Source organism: Shewanella abyssi, assembly GCF_023284025.1.
Lineage (GTDB): Bacteria > Pseudomonadota > Gammaproteobacteria > Enterobacterales > Shewanellaceae > Shewanella > Shewanella abyssi.
In genome coordinates, this window is sequence record NZ_JAKIKR010000001.1 from 161,445 (window position 1) to 181,418 (window position 19,974).

Here is a 19,974-nt window from a genome sequence, read left to right on the forward strand (position 1 = left end):
CAAGTTCATCGAAGCGTCAAACTCATTTATGCCCCTTTACCACTTAGAGTAAAAGCTCATTAACATGTAGTGAATACGATATTGCCTTACTAAAACTTATCCGAAAAGGCTTACGGTAAAAGAACGCTAAAATCAGATCGCATTTAGCAATTTCATTCTCGATGTATATCACTAAGTGGCTGATTATATATTGAATAAATAATAGGAAGATGGCATTCTGGTTAGAAGGTAACCAGCTTTTCGCTGTCTAAGTATTCAACCGCACTTCCTAAGAATGAACAGTATGAAAACGATAACTAAAATACAATTACGAAACTTCAAAAAATATCGTGAATTTAATGTCAGCTTTGATCCGGAACTAAACTTACTGATAGGCGATAATGAAGCTGGCAAAAGCACTATTCTAACGGCTATTGAATTAGTGTTAAGTGGCAGTAAAAGTAAAGTTGAGACAATTGGACTAGAAAGTTTTTTTAATACTAGCGTGATACAGGATTTTTTAGCTAGTGGAAAGAAGTTTGAAAATCTACCAGTTCTTATTATCGAACTGTACTTAAATGAGCAAGGCAACCCTTCTCTAAACGGTAAAAACAACCTGGATGGAGTTCCAGGTGATGGACTTAGATTGATCTGCGAACCTAACGAAGAGCTGAGCCATGAAGTAGCTCAGGTGTTAGCTCAAGCCGAGGCCAATTTTCCTTTTGAATATTACTCAATAAGGTTTTCTACCTTTGCTGACGAGGCGTACACTGGCTATCGTAAGTTTTTGAAACACTTGACACTCGATAGTTCCCAGATAAATAACGAATATGCGACTAGAGAGTATATTAAGACTGTTTATGAATCTCATGTAGATCAACCACAAAGGATTGGATTGCAGAACGATTATCGCCAGCAAAAGGCAAACTTTAAAGAAAACAGCTTAAAACCGATTAATGACACTCTGGATAACTATCAATTTTCGGTTAAATCGGGCACAAAATCTAATCTTGAGACTGATTTAACAATTACTGAAGATGATGTTCCACTTGAAAATAAAGGTAAAGGGCGTCAGTGTTTTATCAAAACTGAATTTGCACTACAGCGAAGCAATCCAGACCAAGATCTAGATGTTCTCCTTTTAGAGGAACCTGAAAATCACCTCAGTCATACCAATATGAAAAAATTGGTAGATCGAATTTCTGAATCTGAAGCAAAGCAAATCTTCATTGCTACTCATAGCAGTTTGATCAGTACTAGGTTAGATCTTCGAAAAACAGTTTTCCTGAATAGCAAATCGACAGACCCACTGTTGTTAAAAGACCTGCCTAATGATACCGCCAAGTTCTTTATGAAAGCCCCAGACAATAACGTTCTGGAGTTTGTAATGTCACCCAAGGTCATTCTGGTGGAAGGTGATGCTGAATACATGCTTATTGAGCAGCTTTACATAAACGTCACACAATCCACACCAGAACGTGATGATGTACACATCATTTCGGTCGGTGGAACAAGCTTTAAGCGTTATCTTGATATTGCAAAATTATTAGGTATGAGAGTTGCGGTCATCAGAGACAATGATGGTGATAAGGAAGTAAACTGTGTTGATAGTTTCATTGATTACACAGCCGATAATATGCAGGTATTTTGTGATGACGATGATACTAATTGGACTTTCGAAATATGTATACTGGCTTCAAATCCCAAACTTTGCGAAGAGCTATTTAGTAAAAAGTTAAGAAAGAAACCGAAAAAAGAAGAAAAAATTACACTCCCTGAGTACATGTTAAGTCATAAAGCTGACGTGGCTTTTGAACTGCTTGATAAGAAAGCCGAAGAATTACTTACACCTGATTACATTGCCAGAGCGTTCGCATGGATAAACGAGTAATTTTCGCTGTAGCTGGTTCAGGTAAGACCAGCCATATCATTGATGGTTTAAATGAGGGGTCGCGTACCCTTATCATAACTTATACTGAAAACAATTTTAAAAGCCTAAAGAAGCGCATATCAGCCAAGTTTGGATACATCCCGAGCGGTATCAAAGTGTATACCTATTTCACTTTTATATATTCATTCTGTTTCAAGCCAATTTTGGGTCATGATGTAAAAATCAAGGGCATAAACTGGGACATACCTCCTCAATTTACGCTCCGCCTAAAGAGAAATGATGAACGTTTCTATGTCGATAAAAATAAAAGGTTGTACCATAACCGTATTGCTAAAATGTTGGAACAGTTTGGAGTCATTGATGAACTTATATCAAGGGTGGAAAAGTACTTTGATAGTATTTGCATTGATGAAGTTCAAGATTTTGCCGGACATGATTTCAATCTGCTTCTTCAACTGGCAAGCGCGAGAGTGAACCAACTCTTGGTTGGGGATTACTACCAGCACACATTCGATACCAGTAGAGATGGTACAACTAATAAAACTTTGCATGACTGCTATGAAAAATATAAACAAAAGTTTATCAAATCTGGTTTCACGATTGATACTGATACCCTTTCTCGTAGTTACCGCTGTAGTGCAAACACGTGTGAATTTGTCACTGATAACATTGGGATAAATATTCTTTCACACCGAAAAGATGCAACGAATGTAGAGTTTATCAAATGCAAAGAACGTGCTAATGAGCTTTTTACTTGTCCTGAGACAGTAAAGCTTTTTTATCAAGCAAGCTATAAATACAAGGGACTAACGGAAAATTGGGGAGCAACAAAAGGTGAAGATCACTATGGGCATGTTTGTGTGGTTTTGAATCAAAAGACCCTGACTTATTTAAACCAAGGTAAGCTACACGAGTTACCATCACAGACGAAAAACAAACTTTATGTGGCGTGTACTAGAGCAAAGGGAAACCTTTATTTAGTTCCTGAACGTCACTTATTAGAGTTTAAACAGTGATTAATAAGTTATCTGTTAACCAATTAACTTGGATGTGGCAGCGGCCAAGTCCAATACACGATTTGTGCTCTGCAAACAGCGCAATGCATAAATACTAAGACGTTAGGTTTCTCGGCGGTTCAACCGCATTTATATTTTGAATTTTTAGAGGTGCATATGGCGGGTGGAGCGTTCGGACATGACTACAAAATGGAATGGCTTGAAGATGAAAGACTCAGGCAAGACAACTCCACTACAAACTGGATTTATATTGGAGTTGATACAGAGCGCGAAGGTATGGCAAAAATTGGATTAACGACAGGCTCTCTTGGTACAAGGTCAAGTGGAACTCAGAACCCTTTCTATGCTCTTCTTTGCGCTTTCAAAATAAAAGAAGGTGTTAATCCTGATGGAGTCGCCATCATTGAAGATTCAGTAAAAACATTTCTGAGTAAATCATACAGGTGCATACCTCATAGAATTTCAGGCCGACTTTCTGAATGGTTTTATGTTACTCCTACTGAGATGAGGGAGCGTGTTAACGATTTTTTATACGAAAATTTCAGTTGGGAAATGCACTGCTATCATTGCAATATTCGAGACATCGGTGTCATCTATTCGTGGGAAAACACTGAATTTCGTCAAGGCAGTTCACGTCCTCGATATCAAGTAAATGATTTAAGCTCTCCCCCAGTAGATCCAAATTGTTATATGCCCGGCGGATGCGGTGAAGATTGTGATTGTTGGGATTGATCGTTTAAACAAGTGGGGTCAGAAACAAGTGGGGTCAGTGTAAACTTTATTATCCTCCCTTAATCTGGCAGTCAGCAAATTTCTAGTTCCCCCCAAAACTTGCGCTGTTGGTGCCTGTCAGGTTGTCATACATTCCCTAATGTAAATAGTTACTTTAAGAGCTTTAACTCTAACAAGATTTTGTCCAAAAGCGTGTCAGACGCTACATTGAACTTGCTGACAGAGCATGTGCTGTGGGGCGTGCAAGCTTCTAAATCACGGATGATTTAGCAGAGCCTACATGGACGTACTTGTGGCGGCTTGCTAAGACACAGGGCGCATGGTCTGCAATTTCAATATGGCCTGATAATTTCAGACTTAAAGGCACTGGATCCCGGCCCAGAAGCTTCACTCGGCAATTGCGCCCTGCATTGCTCTGCCTCCTGAATCTGACCTACACGGACGTAGGAAATGCCATTGTTGTTGGAACTATCAACAGCTATTCAGTCGCTCGTTTCTGTCCAAAAACGAGTTGAGCAATACTCAAACTTTACTGTCTTCCGACAACGGCTATGACTACAACAATGGCTAAAAAATAGCTAAAAAATAGCTAAAAAATAGCTAAAAAATAGCTATAAAATAGCTATAAAAAAATCCGAGCTCTATCAGAGTTCGGATTTTGTATTCATGTTCTTTTTCAACTTATAGCGTTGAAAGAGGCTTGGAGATTAACCAGCGAAATTTGCGTTAACAAAATCCCAGTTAATTAGCTGCCAGAAGTGAGCCATGTAGTCAGGACGAACATTGCGGTAATCGATATAGTAAGCATGCTCCCAAACATCAACTGTCATGATCGGTGTAACAGAATCATCAGTGAGTGGTGTCGCTGCATTGCTAGTATTAACGATTGCCACGGTACCATCAGCTTTTTTCACTAACCAAGTCCAAGCGCTACCGAAGTTGTTAACGGCAGAATCTGTAAACTGTGCTTTAAATGCGTCAAACGAACCAAAAGCTGCAATGATTGCGTCAGCTACTGGTCCCGTTGCTTCGCCGCCGCCATTTGGTGATAGGCAGTTCCAGTAAAAAGTGTGGTTCCAGATTTGAGCTGCGTTGTTGAAGATACCACCAGTAGAGGTCTTGATGATCTCTTCTAGGCTCTTCTCTGCAAGGTCAGTTCCATCAACTAGGCCGTTAAGCTTTACAACGTAAGTGTTGTGATGCTTACCGTAATGGTAGTTAATTGTCTCTTCTGAGATATGTGGCTCAAGGGCGTTTTTTGCGTAAGGTAATGCGGGTAATTCGAAAGCCATTAGTTTTCTCCGTTAACTCTTGATTGTTGTTTTATGCGTTCTTGCTCACTTTGGGACATTTTACCTAATAAACTTGTGAAGTGTATCATTGTTTATTCGAAATGGTCGATTACCTCAATCGATTAAATCTATTAGCAAGTATCCTTACTAAAAGTAGGTTTTTGTTCTGCACTATACTGGCGTACAATAACCCTATTGCAATGTTGTATAACTCAGGAATTTAAAATGGAAACAATGGAAACAGTTGAAAAAATCAAGCAGCAAATAGCCGAAAACCCAATTATCGTTTACATGAAAGGCTCACCAAAGTTACCTAGCTGTGGTTTTTCTTCTCAAGTCGCGCAGATCATGATTAATTGTGAAGCGCAATTTGCTTTCGTTGATATTCTTCTGCACCCAGATATTCGTAGCGAACTTCCTAAATATGCTAACTGGCCAACTTTCCCACAATTGTGGATCGAAGGCGAACTCATCGGTGGCTGCGATATTCTTACTGAAATGTTCCAAAAGGGTGAGTTACAGACCCTTATCAAGGAAACGGCTGCAAAATATAAAACGGAAGATGAGCAAGCAAGTAGCTAATCTTTGGTTTTTTAAAGAAAAGCCCTGAATATCTTAGATATTCAGGGCTTTTTTTATGGATGTTTGTATTAGGAATAATACAATGCAAACGAGTTAAATTTGGTCAAGATCTTCACTGACGATTTTACTATGTGCAGCAGCATTATCTGGCAGTACAAGATTCATTAATATCGCGACAATACCGCACAAGCTAATCCCGGTAAGGCTAAATGAGCCGATACCAAACGCCATGCCGCCAATACCAAATACTAAGGTTACACCAACGATACTCAAGTTACGTGGTTCGTTCATATCAACGTGATTCTTGATCAACGAGTTAAGGCCGACCGCAGCGATTGAGCCGAATAGTAAACACATGATCCCGCCCATAACAGGCACGGGGATAGTTTGCATCAACGCGCCCAATTTACCGACAAAGGCCAGAGTAATGGCAGTAATGGCCGTCCAGGTCATGATCACTGGGTTAAATGCTTTAGTCAGTGTCACCGCCCCCGTTACTTCCGAATAGGTGGTGTTAGGTGGGCCGCCGAATGCAGATGAGGCTATGGTCGCAAAACCATCGCCGGCGAGCGTTCTGTGTAGGCCTGGTTTCTTGATGAAATCTTTTCCTGTGACGTTTGATATTGCCAGAATATCACCAATGTGTTCAACCGCTGGTGCAATCGCTACCGGGATCATAAAGAGAATGGCGTGCCAATTAAACTCTGGCGCGACAAAGTTAGGCAGCGCAATCCAACTAGCGTTGGCGACCGCAGAGAAATCCACGATACCAAATGCCAAACTGAGGCCATAGCCGACGGAAATACCGGCCAAAATAGGCATTAGTTTGAGCATGCCTTTAGCAAAGATTGCAACCGCTATGGTGGTGAATAAAGAGGCTAACGAGATGATGAGCGCAGTATTTTGTTCTACGAGTACCAGACTGCCATCACCGCTTTTACCGATTGCCATATTGACTGCAACTGGCGCCAAGCCTAATCCAATAACGATAATTACCGGGCCGACAACGACCGGAGGTAACAAGCGTTTAATAAAACCTGGACCTCTTACTTTAACGACGCTAGCTAATAAAACGTACACTATGCCGGCGGCCATGAGCCCGCCCATGGTCGATGGGATCCCCCACGTTTGTACGCCATACATAATAGGCGCGATAAAGGCGAAAGAGGAGGCAAGGAAAATCGGTATTTGACGTTTGGTGATCAACTGAAAGATTAGGGTGCCTATTCCAGCAGTAAATAATGCAACATTGGTATCTAAGCCTGTTAATAAAGGCATCAATACGAGTGCACCAAAGGCAACAAACAACATTTGTGCCCCCTGTAAAGGCAGTGTAAGGTTTTTCATTATTATTCTCTTATTTTAAATAAACTTAGTAATCATATCTTTATGCAACAAAATATAAAGCGATTTTGTTCAAACTACTGGGATCTTATTGCATTAAGGCCTTGTTTATAAAAATTCCTAATTCTGACTACTGTGGTACAATTTGCTTAATTGTGTCGTTTTTGAAGCCTAAATATGCCGAGATCTATTTGTCGTTACTTGATGATATTTGCGCTATTCGTGAGTATTCCTCCTCTTGCTACTGCCGCCGAGGTTAATAAGCTTGATGAAAGCTTAGTGGCTGTAGAATCGAGAGCCAATAACTTGAGAAGCCAGGCAATTAAACAGGCTTTTAAGGAAGTTGTTCTTAAAAATACGGGCACTCAAAGTGCTTTAACACATCCGGATGTTGTCAAGCAGCTCGCTAAAGCTAGTTCACTGATGACCCAATATGGTTATCAAGAGTTAAACGGTGATCTATTTATCCAAGTAAACTTCGACCACAAACGAGTGATTAGCCTATTACGTCAAGCAGGTTTGCCTATTTGGGGCAAGCAACGTCCATTAACTTTGGTGTGGCTTGTTGAAGATGTAGAGAACGAGAAGAGTATCTTAAGTGATGCCTCTTTGTCGTCTACTCGCGATGCGTTTAATACACAGTCGGCTAATCGTGGTGTGCCGTTAGTGTTTCCTCTAATGGATCTCGATGATGCTATGCAGGTTGGTGTTAACGATATACGGGGCCAGTTCACTGATAATGTTGCCAATGCCTCGTTAAGGTATCAATCAAACTACTTCATTATGGCGACTATAGAGCCGCAAGGGTCTGTATTTCGTTATCAGATGGCACTTTACCCAAGAGAGCGTGCCGATGATGTCAGTCAATTAACCCCCTCAATTAAAACGAATGGCGAAGTCGTGACTGTAGAGCAGGCTGTCACTGCGATAACCGCGGCAGCGAGTGAATATTATGTGGGTCAATATGCTATCGCAGATTCAGGTGAGAAACTGACCACTAAAATAGCATTTACCGATGTTAGCCAAATGAAACAACTGGTTGAAATAGAAAAGTATCTAAATCAGCTTAGCGCCATCAAAACGGTAAATGTTGCTCGCATTGAAGGTATGACGGTTGAGTTTAACCTGGCACTTTTTGGTAATGAAGATGATCTACATCGTTTGATGAAGCTTGATCCGCGGATTGAAGGCATAAAGAGTATTGCTGCGGATGACGTGGAATATGCAGGCTTTGAAACAATGATCAAGGTCGAGAAACAGACACAGATCTACTATTGGAAAGGTCAATAGCTCCCAATTTGTAGGTGCCCGTGGTAACATGTGCACCTAAATTGAAATACTGCGTTGTCGAGATACTCCCGAGTGAAATCAAACTCACCGTTACAATTATCATTACCCGTTCATCTACCGGACGATGAAACCTTTAACAGTTATTATCCTGCTGCAGGCAACGATCAACTCATACAGAGTTTACAATCCTGTGCAGAAGGGCTGGCTGAAGGTGCTGTTTTTATCTGGGGCCCAGAGAAATCCGGCCGCACGCATTTAATGCATGCAGCGTGTGCTCACGCTAATGATCTTGGCCGCAGCAGCTTTTATATCCCATTAGGGATCCATGCCAGTATCTCACCTGCCTTGTTAGAAGGTTTGGAAAAGATTGATTTAGTGTGTATTGATGATGTTAATGCCATCGCTGGTCATCCGGTTTGGGAAGAGGCTATTTTTGATCTTTACAATCGCATCTCCGAACAAAAAACCTGTTCATTAGTATTAAGTGCCAGTGTTTCACCGGTAGATACTGGCTTTTCGTTACCCGATCTCATTTCACGTATGCAGTGGGGTCTAAATTATCAGCTGCAACCTATGGCGGATGATGAAAAGTTAGCAGCGCTGCAGCGTCGTGCTGCAATGCGTGGTTTACAGCTTTCTGACGATGTAGGTCGATTCTTGCTTAATCGATTAGCCAGAGACTTAAGAACCTTATTTGATGTACTAGATCGGCTAGATAAAGCATCTTTGGTTCATCAACGTAAGCTAACGATCCCTTTTATAAAAGAGATGTTGCGACTTTAACCGTTGTTTTTTTTGACTCGTTATTTCAAATATTAAAAGCCCAGCATTAACTGGGCTTTTTGTTATTAGCACTTAATAGGCTTAATCTTCGCGTAACCGGTGTCTGTTGCCGCTTAAGGTAAGAGGCGGCGCAGTGACTTCAGTCTGTGGTGAGACGCGATTAACAGCGCTTGATGTGGTTGGTGAAATAGTTAAATTTTCTGACCAGCTATCTCCTTGAACCATAAAAATGGGCTGCGGTAGGTTACTTACCAGACTCATGCTATCTAATTCAGGTAGTATTTGCTCAATAACGAACGCGGCGCGTGATTGAAGAGCATTATCACCAACTCTGCCTCTTTGACCCCAGTCAACACTAATGGTATCGGCCGTTGTCACTTCAGGCTTATCAGTCACCGCTACATCTCGTTGTATTGATAACCTATAGCTCATCATGGCTTCTTCAAATAACATGGCTGCATCTTCTCTACGTGTTGAATAGGCGTAGTAATCTGATGCGGTATCGTTTGAGAAAAAGCTAGTGATATCACTCGGGCTGTAGGCCTTTTGGGTCTCATTGGCAGCCTCTCCTCTGAAACTCACATCGGCGAGATTGGTCATTATGTCACTGCTTAACGGATACATGGCGGATAATTGATCAGAGATGAGCAGTTGTTGCTTCTCTCTCTTTTGGTAATCGTCTAGTAGTGTCGGGCCTTGAAGGCTTGAATGTATACTGCGAGGAAAAAAGTCATTTGCGTGTGCTAGCTCATGATAGAGCAGGGATGCAAGATCTGGATGCATTTCAGTGGCACTGCGGTTTACTCTAGTACTTCTTGGCGTGACATAGGAAGTATATTGATTATTTTTGACATAGCGCCACGGCATAAGAAAATTCAATTCACTACCAAAACCACTACGATAATCAGGTGCTTCGTTGATGGTATCTCGCTCTTCAGCGAGTAACCATAAATCGTTTGGATCGAGATAAATGGCACCGGTGACGACCCAATAAAACGATGGTCGCACATCGTAGCTAATAACTACTGCGGTGACTGACTGAAGTAACGTAGCAAAGTCACTGTTGGGATCTAAGTTATCAAGAAAATACTCAAAATTTTCACCCATCCACTGATGTGAAACTAACAGTCTATCTAAAATCTGCTGCTTGCTGTTATTGGGCTGCTGGCCAATTAACGGTAATTGTTCAATGGTGCAGCTTTGGTTCAATTGATTCGAATACACACAGTTTTGAAGTACTGAGTTATAAGGTGAACCACTGTGATAAGCAAAGGTCTTTGCAATGGAGGTATCGAAATAGGGCGACGTAATTGCAGCTTCTTTGGTGATCAATAAATGAACCTCATCTGATGCCGCCAGTCCATTGATGGTGGCAGTTGCGCGTAGCGTCGCAAAGGTATCTTCAGTAACGATTGGGGCGCTAAATAGAGGGTTTTCAGAGGTTGAAAGGTCAATAGTAAGATCTGGGCCTGCAACAAGGCACCAACTAATATCTTGAGGACTGTTTGAGATTGGGGTATCTATTCTAAAGCTAACACCGCTGCCCATGGTAACTTGATGATCGCTGCGGATTGCTAATGGATTCGACTGGCCTTCCGTTACCTCTATGGTAACGGTTTCTGTGAAGGTGTTTCCTAGCCCTATGGCGGTTAATTCAAATTGGTAGCTGCCAACTGTTTGCGCCGTAAAAGCCAATAGCGGGCTACGGTTAGACTTTAAAAGCAATGTGTTGCCAGATTTCTGTGTCCATTGAAACGTATAATCTGTGCTGTCTGCACCATTAATGGTGGCCGCAATGACAGCGGGTTGCAGTGCGTTATAGCTTTCTATATGAAAAAGAAGGTTGGAATGGGTAGACACTTCAACGAGTGATGATTGAGTGTCACATCGACTGATTAAGTCGCTATCGATATTTTCACTACTTCCTCCACAGGCCGCGAGAGAAAAGATCCCCAGTAACATCAGTTGATTGTTGTTAATCATTAACCGACCTCAATATTATTTTAATTAGTTGGCTTCGTTATTTATTCAATATAGCATGCAAGATGTTACCGAAAAAGGGCAGTATTGTTTTGCTTGTGTAATGGCAGTAATAGCGTTTTATGTGGCGGGCGAGAGTTATAAATATGAGCCTAAACCGCTATTAATATCGCAGCTTAGCCTTAGAGTAGGCTGTGAGGTAAATGCACTAAATATGGGTATTGCAAAGGCTGGCCTAAACCAGCCCTTGAGGATTCGAGTTATTTTTTCTTCTTAAGACCAAGGCCCAATTCGCGGCCACGGATCCTAGCGTAGAAGGGAAAACCGATTAACAGTGCGCCAATGAGTAGCGATTCTATCAGAGCAAAAATGAAATTAGTGTCAGTAACATAGAACAGTGTTAAGGCGTGCAACATATATAAACAAAGTATAAAGCTTGCCCAAGCATAGGTGTATGGCTTGCCCGTTAGGATCCCTTTAAGAGGGAGTAATAGCGGCACTAACCAGAGCAGGCTAAATAACATTGAATATTCGCCAGACATGCCTTGTTGAATGAACCAAGTGCCAAGCAATATCACTAAAATGACATAGCCAGCGCGGCAAAGTGTAAAGAGGGTAGATGACTCCATTGGCGTGCTCGCTTATAAAATGGTTAATACGTTTTCAGGGGGACGACCAATGGCCGCTTTATTATTTGCTAATACAATCGGTCGTTCAATTAACTTTGGAGTGTCGACCATGGCTTGAATTAGTTGCAGATCGGTTAAGCTTTCATCACTTAAGTTTTGCTGCTTGTACTCGTCTTCTTTTACTCGCATCATCTGTCTTGGCGCCACGCCAAGCTTGGCTCTTATGCTGGTAATTTCATCTACCGATAGCGGTGTTTTCAAGTACTCAATGATCTGAATATCACAGCCTTGCTCTTCCAATAAAGCGAGAGTTTGTCTGCTTTTTGAGCATCTAGGGTTATGGATAATACTTACACTTGTCATAGTCATTTTATTCTTATCTAAAAAATTGCCGATATCATACTGTATTTAGTGACTTGAGTCACAATAAACAGTGTTTACTGCAAGGCTTCCATTGCTCTGTCTGCTTGTCTAAATTGTCTTATTCTGGCTTCAATTCGTGCCAGTTGTAATGGATTATCCTTGGACTGTTTATAGGCAAAATTTAGCTGATCGATAGCCGTCTTATAATCGGCGGCTAGCGCTAATGATTCTGCTTTTACATAATGTTCCATTGCCTTATTACCGTTCTTTTTATAAGCCTGATTCAACAAGATGTAGGCAAGCTGGTCTTGCTTATCAAAAAATATCAGGTCTTCGAGCAACGGGATGGCCTTTTCGGTTTGGCCATCTTCTATGTAAACATTGGCCAAATTGGTGTTGACCACCGTTGAGGTTGGCTTAATTTGTTGCTCTTTAAGCAGTAAGGCTATTGCGCCTTTATAATCTTCTTTTTGAGTCAATAAGTCAGTTTTCGTATCAATGAAAAACAGATTGTTAGGTGCGCTTGCAAGTAGTTCATCAATTATCAATTCAGATTCGTCGAATTTGTCCATTCTAAATAGCGCCAGTGCTTTGCCGTACTCTGCCGCACTTTTAAAGCTATAACGATTATGTTTTAACTGTTGATCAAATATTGATAATACTGCAGCTTCACTGTAGCCAGAAAATCGAACTTGAATCCGCGCCTTCGCCAGTTGAAAGTTCAAGTTGTCTGGTATATGTCTTAATGGATATTGTTGCGCTCTAATTCTTGCTTCTGAGATCCGAGACTCTGGTAATGGGTGAGTCAACAACATTTGTGGTGGCTTAGTGGTGAATCGATAGCGCGAGGCAAGCTTACCAAAGAAATTGGCGGCACCATTAGGGTCAAAGCCTGCATCAACTAAGATCTGCATGCCGATTCTGTCAGCTTCTTTTTCGTGCAAACGGGTGAAGTTAATTTTTGCTTGTGTTGCTAACGCTTGGGTTGTTGCAAGGGCAGCCATACCCGCTTGAGGCGAGGCTACGGTCAATAATATTGCCCCTAACAGCCCGACAATGGTAGCAGTAGAGCTTTTTTCTTGTGCTTCGAGTGAGCGCGCTAAGTGTCGCTGTGTAACGTGAGTAATTTCGTGGCCAAGGACTGAGGCAAGCTCACTTTCGGTATCAGCATTGAGAAATAGCCCGGTGTGTACGCCAACGTGGCCACCAAAAAAGGCAAAAGCATTAATTTCATCGTTACGCAGTAAGAAAAAATAGAACGGCGTTTTCACCCCTGTTGCATGGGCTACCAGCTTATTGCCCAGTTCAGTTAGATACTGGTTAAGCACGGGGTCGTTGAGCATCGGGGCCGATGCCCTGATAACACGCATATACGCATCACCATATTCAGTTTCTTTCTCCAAACTGAATGTGTTGACTGCGGCAGTGCCTAAATCAGGCAGATCGTTATTTGCATAGGCAACAGGTGTCGCTGTACCTAATATAAATGCTAACGTGCCTGCAATAACTGATTTTGAAAAAGTTAGTTTACTCAAGCGGATCCTTAATTTGGGCTATGCTTTTCTTGTTGTAAGGCCACAATGCTTGCTTGTGGTTTGCGCTGCTTATTAGGATAATAGCCTTAGATTGTTTATAGCAAGTTCATTATGAATATTATTGATTTAACAGCCTTTCGTTGTCCATTGCCATTAGTCAAAGTGAAATTGGCTTTAAAGCAGCTTAACTCGGGACAAAAAGTAAGGGTTCTGTTATCAGACCCTGGGTCTAAGCAAGATGTTCCCCGCTTTTTAAAAAAAGTCGGTTATCATCACGAAATATTTAAACTCGATGAGTATATTTTGGCACTTGAGATCACTAAGTAAAGTGACTTTAAACTGTTTTACATCTGTTTAGTGTAAAGCATCATTTTTTAACAGCAGCGGTACAGTATGTATTTTCTGCTGGATTAGGGAACATAAATGTTAACCATTTTGAGTCGTTGGTATAAAGAGCGTTTTAGCGATCCACAAGCTGTTACTTTAGTACTTATTCTAGTTGGATTAGCGCTAGCGATTTACTTCGCCGGTGGCTTACTAGCACCGTTACTCGTCGCGCTAGTACTTGCATTTTTGTTGGAGTGGCCAGTGGCTCAGATGGCGCGAATAGGCATCAACCGTACACCTGCTGCATCCTTGGTATTAATCTTGTTTATCGGGCTAATGCTACTGATCAGTTTCGGTTTAATTCCTAGTCTTTGGCGTCAAGGTGTAAGCTTAATCGGTGATTTGCCTAATATGATCGATAAAGGGTTACATACCGCGCAGCAGTATATTAATAAGTATCCACAATTCGTCAATCCGACCCAATTAGATACCATGGTTGGAGAGCTGAAAAAAATGCTTGATACCCAGCACCTATTGGATATTGGTAAGCAGTTGTTAGGCTATTCTGCATCTCTGCTAGTGTTGATGGTTTATGTTATTTTAGTGCCGTTATTGGTCTTTTTCTTCCTGAAAGATAAAGATGAGTTGCTCCGTGGCAGCAAACGATTTTTCCCTTCAAACCGTGATTTAGCGCGTAAGGTTTGGAATGAGATGCATCAACAAATCTTTAATTATATTCGCGGAAAAGTGATTGAAATTGTGATAATCGGCGTTGTGAGCTATGCCTTTTTTGCTGTTATGGATCTTAGGTATGCCGCATTGTTAGGTGTGTTAACCGGCTTGTCAGTGCTTATTCCTTATGTGGGTGCAACCCTGGTGACTCTACCTATCGCACTGGTGGCTTTCTTCCAGTGGGGGATAAGTACTGAATTTGGTTACCTCATGATAGGTTATGGAATAATCCAAGCCTTAGACGGTAATCTGTTGGTGCCAATATTGTTTTCTGACGCCGTCGATTTACATCCGGTGTTCATCATTGCAGCAGTGTTGGTGTTTGGTGGATTATGGGGAGTATGGGGTGTCTTCTTTGCTATTCCGCTCGCATCCCTGGTTAAAGCGGTTATTAATGCCTGGCCGGTGCATGAACCCCTGTTAACCAGTAATGACGGATCCTCCGAAAAACAAAAGTAACAGTCATCACTTGAGTTTGACGATATAGGGGCTCAATAGCCCCTTTTTGTTAGTCCTGGATTATCAATAGATGGCGAGCCGTCGCCGCCAATGAGCGGTAAACTATGGTTGTTTGCTTGGCTTTAATGTTCCAATGCTGCCAATAGAGTGGCACTTGCATGCGTTTCGCCGGAAATACTTCTACCAGTTCGCCGCTGTCGAGCAAAGGCTTTGCTTGTAAATGAGCGACTAAGCCATAGCCTAACCCCATTTTTATCGCCTCTAAGAAACTTTCTGAAGAGGGGATCTTATGTTCGCGACTACTCCCTTCGTTAATATCAAAATAGACATTAAGAAACTTATCATGCAGCTTATCTTTGGTCGAAAAGACAACCGCGGGTGCTTGCAGTATTGATTGCGGCTGCTCTTTCAAGTCATTAAAGAAATGGTTTATAAAATCAGCAGTGGCGACGCAAATGTATTCCATATTGCCTAAGAACTCACTGCTGCAACCGGCCATAGGTGATTGGCTTGTGGTCACACAGCCTACTGCTTCACCACTTTTTAGTAGGTGATGGGTGTAGGCCTCATCATCGACGACTAACTCCAATAGCCATTTATGTCGTTTAAATACTTCAGTGAGCGCGGGTAAAAACCATGTGGCTAAGCTATCAGCATTAACAGCGATACGAACGATGGTAGGCAAGGACGGGTCATCCACGTCCATCTCACTACGAAGCTCGCTTTCAAGTAACTGCACTTGAGCGTAATGCCTTAGTAACCGTTTACCCATATCGGTGGCATAAACAGGGGATGCCCGAACGAGTAATGCTTGGCCTACTTTATCTTCCAGCTGTTTTATGCGCTGGGATACCGCGGATTGACTGATAAATAGCTGTTTTGCTGCTTTATCGAAACCACCTTGTGACACGACAACGGACAGCGCTTTTAGATGGGCGTAATCAAACATAGGGGATCCAATATCGTAGTATAAGTTTTACTTATGATACATAAAAAAAAGTAGTTGTACTTATTTTTGTTTGACGAATATCCTGCGCACCAAGTCGTCATATTTTTATCAAGGTAAACCCATGCAAACAGCTTTCATTCAAGGAATGGCAATCGGTGGCAGTCTAATTATGGCTGTCGGCGCACAGAATGCTTTCGTGTTAAAGCAAGGACTAAAGCAAGCTCATTCATTGCCTATAGCAGCCTTGTGCTCATTGATCGATGCGATAATGATTACGGCAGGTGTCGCAGGTTTAGGACATCTCATTTTGGCTTTTCCACTCATCAAAGATATCGCCAGTTTTGGTGGAGCCATATTCCTGTTCATTTATGGCTATGGGGCATTAAAATCGTCTTTTTCTGAGCAAAAGATGGAAGATGAGCAAGATTTAGCTGCAGATAGTCTTAAAAAGGCTGTTATTACTACACTAGCAATCAGCTTTCTGAATCCTCACCTGTATCTTGATACCGTGGTGTTACTGGGCAGCATTAGTGTGCAGTTTGAAGGTACGGCAAAGCAGTGGTTCGGTGCCGGTGCGGTGTTGGCGTCATTTGTTTGGTTCTTTAGTTTGAGCATTGGCGCGAGGTATTTAAGTCCGGTGTTTAAAAAGCCAAAAGCATGGTGTTACTTAGACAGGTTTATCTGCTTAACGATGTGGTCTATCGCATTTGCACTAGTTTATCCATATTTAGAACAGCTTTTGAGTTAATAACAGTGGCATACAAAAAAGGAGCCTTAGGCTCCTTTTTACTGCAATAACATCAACGCTTACTGCGCTAAATGCGCTAGCACCACTTCATGGTGATCTTTCGTTTTAAACTTATTGAACACATGATCAATATTGCCATCTTGTCCAACTAAAAAGCTAAGTCGATGAATACCATCGTAAATTTTGCCCATGAACTTTTTTTCACCCCATACACCAAAAGCATCAGCAATGGCATGGTCTTCATCACTTAACAGCGAGAAGTTTAGTGATTGTTTGTCTGAAAATTTTGCAAGCTTAGCAACAGGATCTGGACTAAGGCCAAATACAGTGACTGATAAATCATTGAGCTGCGGTTGGCTATCACGTAGGCCACAGGCTTGCACTGTGCAACCAGGTGTTGACGCTTTAGGGTAAAAGTAGACCAATACTGGACCTGATTTTAACGCATCGCTTAAGCTAACAGTCTCGTTATTTTGATTTTGTAAGGTAAACAGTGGCGCTTTATCGCCTGCAGTTAACGTATTCATATATTTCCTTTTTAACTTTAACTTCCGAGCTAGCTATCAATGCCCTGCATATGTTCCAAGGTGCACTCTAACGACAACTCTTTGGCAAGTTGATGAATACTGATCTCCAGTTTTTCGAGATCTACTTTTTCCGGTACATTGATGGTCAGTGAAATATTTTGTGATGGCTTACCCGCATCATCTTCATCAGCATGGGACTTTACGGCGCCCAAATCTAACGAACGGTCAGCTAAGAATTGGGTTATCTTTTTCATTGTGCCACGTTGGTCATGACCATTGAAGTTGACTTCTAAGCGGGAAATATAATTCTGGGCAGTGTGCTTTGATGTGCGTTTCATTACGGTCATCAATTCGAGCTCAACACTTAAACTTGGCAGGGTAGACTCTATCTTGGTGATAGAAGTCCATGAACCTGACAACATCATAATTAAGGTAAACTCATTACCAAAAAGTGCCATTCGACTGTCGACAATATCACAGTCACACTCACTTGCGAGTCGAGCAAATTTACTCACAATACCTGGACGGTCGGCCCCCATTGCAGTAACGACCAAGTGATTGGACATTCAGTACCCCATTTATTGTATTAGTTAGACCAAAAAAACAGCATTTATATAGTGTGTTTTTTTTGTGGTCAACAATGCTACCACAAGTGAGTTAATTTGCGATCTTTGTCATTGTTGATAGCTAACATATTTAATATGTTTCAAGTTGATAATGAATCTGCCATCAGTTGCGCAGTAGTGCTTGTTTTTAACTGATTCCATCAGTACCATAGCCAGTCCTGAACCCTTGGGGAACACACATGATAAACGGAAGCATCGTAGCCTTAATCACACCAATGAATAGTGATGGCACAGTAGATAATGAAAGTCTTGAAAATTTAGTTGAGTACCATATCGCCCAAGGTACTGATGCAATTGTTGCTGTTGGCACTACTGGTGAGTCGGCGACTCTGCCAGCAAGCGAGCATATTAAAGTCGTTGAACAAACCGTAAAGTTTGCAGCGGGGCGTCTTCCAATTATTGGTGGTAATGGCGCAAATGCAACAGCTGAAGCAATAGAATTGACGAAAGGACTGTCGAAAGTTGGCGTTGTTGCCATGCTCGGCGTGACCCCTTACTATAATAAGCCGTCACCAAAAGGACTGATTGCTCATTATAAAGCAGTTGCACAAAGCACTGACATTCCACAAATTCTTTATAATGTTCCCGGGCGCACAGCTGTTGATATGCTGCCTGAGACTGTTGCTGAGTTATCAAACGTTAGCAACATTATCGGTGTAAAAGAAGCGACTGGCGATTTATCGCGGGTGAGCCTGCTACGTAAATTATGTGGCGATGATTTTCTGCTGTATAGCGGTGATGATGCAACTGCGCGTGAGTTTCTATCTTTAGGTGGTCATGGTGTTATTTCTGTTGCAAACAACATAGTCCCTAAAGCGTTCAAAGCGATGTGTGACGCTGCATTGGCAGGTAACACTGCAGAGGCAATTGCCGCCGAAAAATCTATTCAAAGTTTGTTCAGTGCACTGTTTTGCGAAGCCAATCCTATCCCAGTAAAATGGGCTGCCCACAGAATGGGACTTATCAGCCAAGGTGAAATTCGTTTACCTTTAACTGAACTTTCTACCGAGTTTCATGGTCTGTTGCTAGAAGCAATGAAAAATGCCCGAATTGAGGTTTAATAATAAATGCTAAAGCAAGTATCACCATTACTACTGATTGCAGCTGTTACAGCTTGCAGTACGCCGATTGACAGAAGGCAAGCAAATGACGTGGATCAACAATATAGCGATCTCGTGTCTGCGCCTCCGTTAGTTATTCCTGAAGGCCTAAGTCAACCAACCTACAGCAAGGAATATGATATTCCTCAGTTAGGTTCTAAAGTTGATGCCACATTAGTGGGCAGCACTTTAGACATTCGTCCTCCGCTACAGGTTTTACCTATGGCCGCGGGTACGCGCGTCGAAGAGGGCGACGACAATATCAAGATTATGGTTGAGTCGATTGATAATGATTCTGACCTAAAGCAAGAGATTTTTGATGTCCTAAAAGAGTATTTTGCCAGTAAGTCTATTCAAATCCTTGCGGAAGACTACGAAGCGGGTACGTTTGAAACTGATTGGATTGAAAGCTCAGAAGTGGTTGAATCTAGCTTTTGGAGCAGTGACAAAGTTTATGTGTTACGTCAACGCTACATCTACAATGTCGGTGTTCGACCACATGGTCGCAGCGGTTCCGTGACCATCGATCTTATCGAACATGAAGAATCATATGATGGTGAGCTGCAGCAAATTATACTTAGTGGCGAAGATAAGCGCCGTTATACCATCGACATTCTTAATGACTCGATTAGCTATATGAGTATTAAACGTTCTCAAGCAATGAAAGCTAAGCGTCTTAAACAGAGTTTAGGTATTGACGTCGATCTTGTAGCAGAGCAAGACGAACAAGCATATTGGCTTGCAGATGCTAAGTTTAAGCGTACATGGGATCGTTTACGTATAGTGTTACCAGAAATGGGCTTTGAAATTGTGGATATGGACAGCAACAAAGGGCTGTTATTTATCGATGTTGCCGATGATTCTGGTTTTTGGAGTTCGTTATGGGGTGATAAGAAATTGACACTCGATGAGGGCTCTTACCGTATCGAACTTAAAGACGACGCTGAAGATAATAAAACACAGATCCATCTTCTAGGTGCAGACAATGAGCCATTAGATAGCGAAGTTGTTATTGCCGTTTATGAAGGTTTCTCTGGGTTAATGGAAGAAGATCGTAAAGTGCGCTAACACGGTAGAGTGTATAAGAAAG

At 41.8% G+C, this 19,974-nt stretch carries 20 protein-coding genes; 11 read left to right on the plus strand and 9 right to left on the minus strand.

The genetic code is table 11. The features are described from left to right. The first annotated feature begins 283 nt into the window (after positions 1 to 283). The 3 genes from L2755_RS00675 to L2755_RS00685 all read left to right on the plus strand — a co-directional run bounded on the left by L2755_RS00675 (position 284) and on the right by L2755_RS00685 (position 3,618). Positions 284 to 1,870, plus strand: coding sequence for an ATP-dependent nuclease (locus L2755_RS00675; RefSeq protein ID WP_248978816.1), 1,587 nt, complete (start codon positions 284 to 286; stop codon positions 1,868 to 1,870). Beyond that, positions 1,855 to 2,886, plus strand: a complete 1,032-nt coding sequence (locus tag L2755_RS00680; RefSeq protein ID WP_248978817.1) for a DEAD/DEAH box helicase — start codon at positions 1,855 to 1,857, stop codon at positions 2,884 to 2,886. The genes L2755_RS00675 and L2755_RS00680 overlap by 16 nt, the downstream gene beginning before the upstream one ends. Before the next feature lie 156 nt (positions 2,887 to 3,042). Next, positions 3,043 to 3,618 (plus strand): GIY-YIG nuclease family protein, encoded by a 576-nt coding sequence (locus L2755_RS00685; protein ID WP_248978818.1) that lies wholly within the window; start codon positions 3,043 to 3,045, stop codon positions 3,616 to 3,618. Between the two features lie 707 nt (positions 3,619 to 4,325). On the opposite strand, the gene sodB is transcribed toward L2755_RS00685, so the two are convergent. Then, positions 4,326 to 4,910 (minus strand): superoxide dismutase [Fe], encoded by a 585-nt coding sequence (gene sodB, locus L2755_RS00690; RefSeq protein WP_248978819.1) that lies wholly within the window; start codon positions 4,908 to 4,910, stop codon positions 4,326 to 4,328. 234 nt (positions 4,911 to 5,144) lie between these two features. Between sodB and grxD the strand changes: the two genes are divergently transcribed. Further along, positions 5,145 to 5,492 carry a Grx4 family monothiol glutaredoxin gene (gene grxD / locus L2755_RS00695; RefSeq protein ID WP_283102682.1) on the plus strand — a complete coding sequence of 116 codons (348 nt, stop codon included), beginning with the start codon at positions 5,145 to 5,147 and terminating at the stop codon, positions 5,490 to 5,492. Positions 5,493 to 5,585: 93 nt separating this feature from the next. Here the strand turns inward: grxD and L2755_RS00700 are convergent, their stop codons facing one another. Continuing rightward, positions 5,586 to 6,839, minus strand: a complete 1,254-nt coding sequence (locus L2755_RS00700) for a uracil-xanthine permease family protein (protein ID WP_248978821.1) — start codon at positions 6,837 to 6,839, stop codon at positions 5,586 to 5,588. A gap of 174 nt (positions 6,840 to 7,013) precedes the next feature. Here L2755_RS00700 and L2755_RS00705 point away from each other — a divergent pair, with 174 nt between their 5' ends. Continuing rightward, positions 7,014 to 8,126 carry a DUF2066 domain-containing protein gene (locus L2755_RS00705; RefSeq protein ID WP_248978822.1) on the plus strand — a complete coding sequence of 371 codons (1,113 nt, stop codon included), beginning with the start codon at positions 7,014 to 7,016 and terminating at the stop codon, positions 8,124 to 8,126. A gap of 72 nt (positions 8,127 to 8,198) precedes the next feature. Further along, on the plus strand, positions 8,199 to 8,909 hold the full coding sequence (gene hda, locus L2755_RS00710) for a DnaA inactivator Hda (RefSeq protein ID WP_248978823.1): 711 nt from the start codon (positions 8,199 to 8,201) through the stop codon (positions 8,907 to 8,909). Between the two features lie 81 nt (positions 8,910 to 8,990). Here the strand turns inward: hda and L2755_RS00715 are convergent, their stop codons facing one another. From L2755_RS00715 to bepA, 4 genes are all read right to left on the minus strand, one after another. Next, positions 8,991 to 10,892, minus strand: coding sequence for a hypothetical protein (locus L2755_RS00715; RefSeq protein ID WP_248978824.1), 1,902 nt, complete (start codon positions 10,890 to 10,892; stop codon positions 8,991 to 8,993). 257 nt (positions 10,893 to 11,149) lie between these two features. Further along, positions 11,150 to 11,518 (minus strand): DUF2069 domain-containing protein, encoded by a 369-nt coding sequence (locus L2755_RS00720; protein ID WP_248978825.1) that lies wholly within the window; start codon positions 11,516 to 11,518, stop codon positions 11,150 to 11,152. 12 nt (positions 11,519 to 11,530) lie between these two features. Then, the gene (gene arsC / locus L2755_RS00725; protein WP_248978979.1) at positions 11,531 to 11,881 is read right to left on the minus strand and encodes an arsenate reductase (glutaredoxin); all 351 of its coding nucleotides are present in this window, start codon (positions 11,879 to 11,881) and stop codon (positions 11,531 to 11,533) included. Positions 11,882 to 11,955: 74 nt separating this feature from the next. After that, positions 11,956 to 13,416: a beta-barrel assembly-enhancing protease gene (gene bepA, locus L2755_RS00730; RefSeq protein ID WP_248978826.1), complete on the minus strand. Its 1,461-nt coding sequence runs from the start codon at positions 13,414 to 13,416 to the stop codon at positions 11,956 to 11,958. Between the two features lie 111 nt (positions 13,417 to 13,527). Here bepA and L2755_RS00735 point away from each other — a divergent pair, with 111 nt between their 5' ends. Then, the gene (locus L2755_RS00735) at positions 13,528 to 13,743 is read left to right on the plus strand and encodes a sulfurtransferase TusA family protein (RefSeq protein WP_248978827.1); all 216 of its coding nucleotides are present in this window, start codon (positions 13,528 to 13,530) and stop codon (positions 13,741 to 13,743) included. A 96-nt stretch (positions 13,744 to 13,839) separates the two neighbouring features. Next, positions 13,840 to 14,934, plus strand: a complete 1,095-nt coding sequence (locus tag L2755_RS00740) for an AI-2E family transporter (protein ID WP_248978828.1) — start codon at positions 13,840 to 13,842, stop codon at positions 14,932 to 14,934. A gap of 49 nt (positions 14,935 to 14,983) precedes the next feature. Here the strand turns inward: L2755_RS00740 and L2755_RS00745 are convergent, their stop codons facing one another. Then, positions 14,984 to 15,883, minus strand: a complete 900-nt coding sequence (locus L2755_RS00745; RefSeq protein WP_248978829.1) for a LysR family transcriptional regulator ArgP — start codon at positions 15,881 to 15,883, stop codon at positions 14,984 to 14,986. Between the two features lie 121 nt (positions 15,884 to 16,004). Between L2755_RS00745 and L2755_RS00750 the strand changes: the two genes are divergently transcribed. Continuing rightward, complete coding sequence (locus tag L2755_RS00750; protein WP_248978830.1) at positions 16,005 to 16,631, plus strand: LysE/ArgO family amino acid transporter; 627 nt, start codon at positions 16,005 to 16,007, stop codon at positions 16,629 to 16,631. A gap of 59 nt (positions 16,632 to 16,690) precedes the next feature. Here L2755_RS00750 and bcp read toward each other — a convergent pair whose 3' ends face one another. Continuing rightward, a complete protein-coding gene (bcp, locus tag L2755_RS00755; protein WP_248978831.1) occupies positions 16,691 to 17,158 on the minus strand; it encodes a thioredoxin-dependent thiol peroxidase in 468 nt (155 codons plus the stop codon). A 29-nt stretch (positions 17,159 to 17,187) separates the two neighbouring features. Then, the gene (locus L2755_RS00760; protein ID WP_248978832.1) at positions 17,188 to 17,724 is read right to left on the minus strand and encodes a glycine cleavage system transcriptional repressor; all 537 of its coding nucleotides are present in this window, start codon (positions 17,722 to 17,724) and stop codon (positions 17,188 to 17,190) included. A 239-nt stretch (positions 17,725 to 17,963) separates the two neighbouring features. Here L2755_RS00760 and dapA point away from each other — a divergent pair, with 239 nt between their 5' ends. Next, complete coding sequence (dapA, locus tag L2755_RS00765; protein WP_248978833.1) at positions 17,964 to 18,845, plus strand: 4-hydroxy-tetrahydrodipicolinate synthase; 882 nt, start codon at positions 17,964 to 17,966, stop codon at positions 18,843 to 18,845. Between the two features lie 6 nt (positions 18,846 to 18,851). Then, positions 18,852 to 19,952 (plus strand): NlpB/DapX family lipoprotein, encoded by a 1,101-nt coding sequence (gene bamC / locus L2755_RS00770; RefSeq protein WP_248978834.1) that lies wholly within the window; start codon positions 18,852 to 18,854, stop codon positions 19,950 to 19,952. Positions 19,953 to 19,974: the final 22 nt, after the last annotated feature.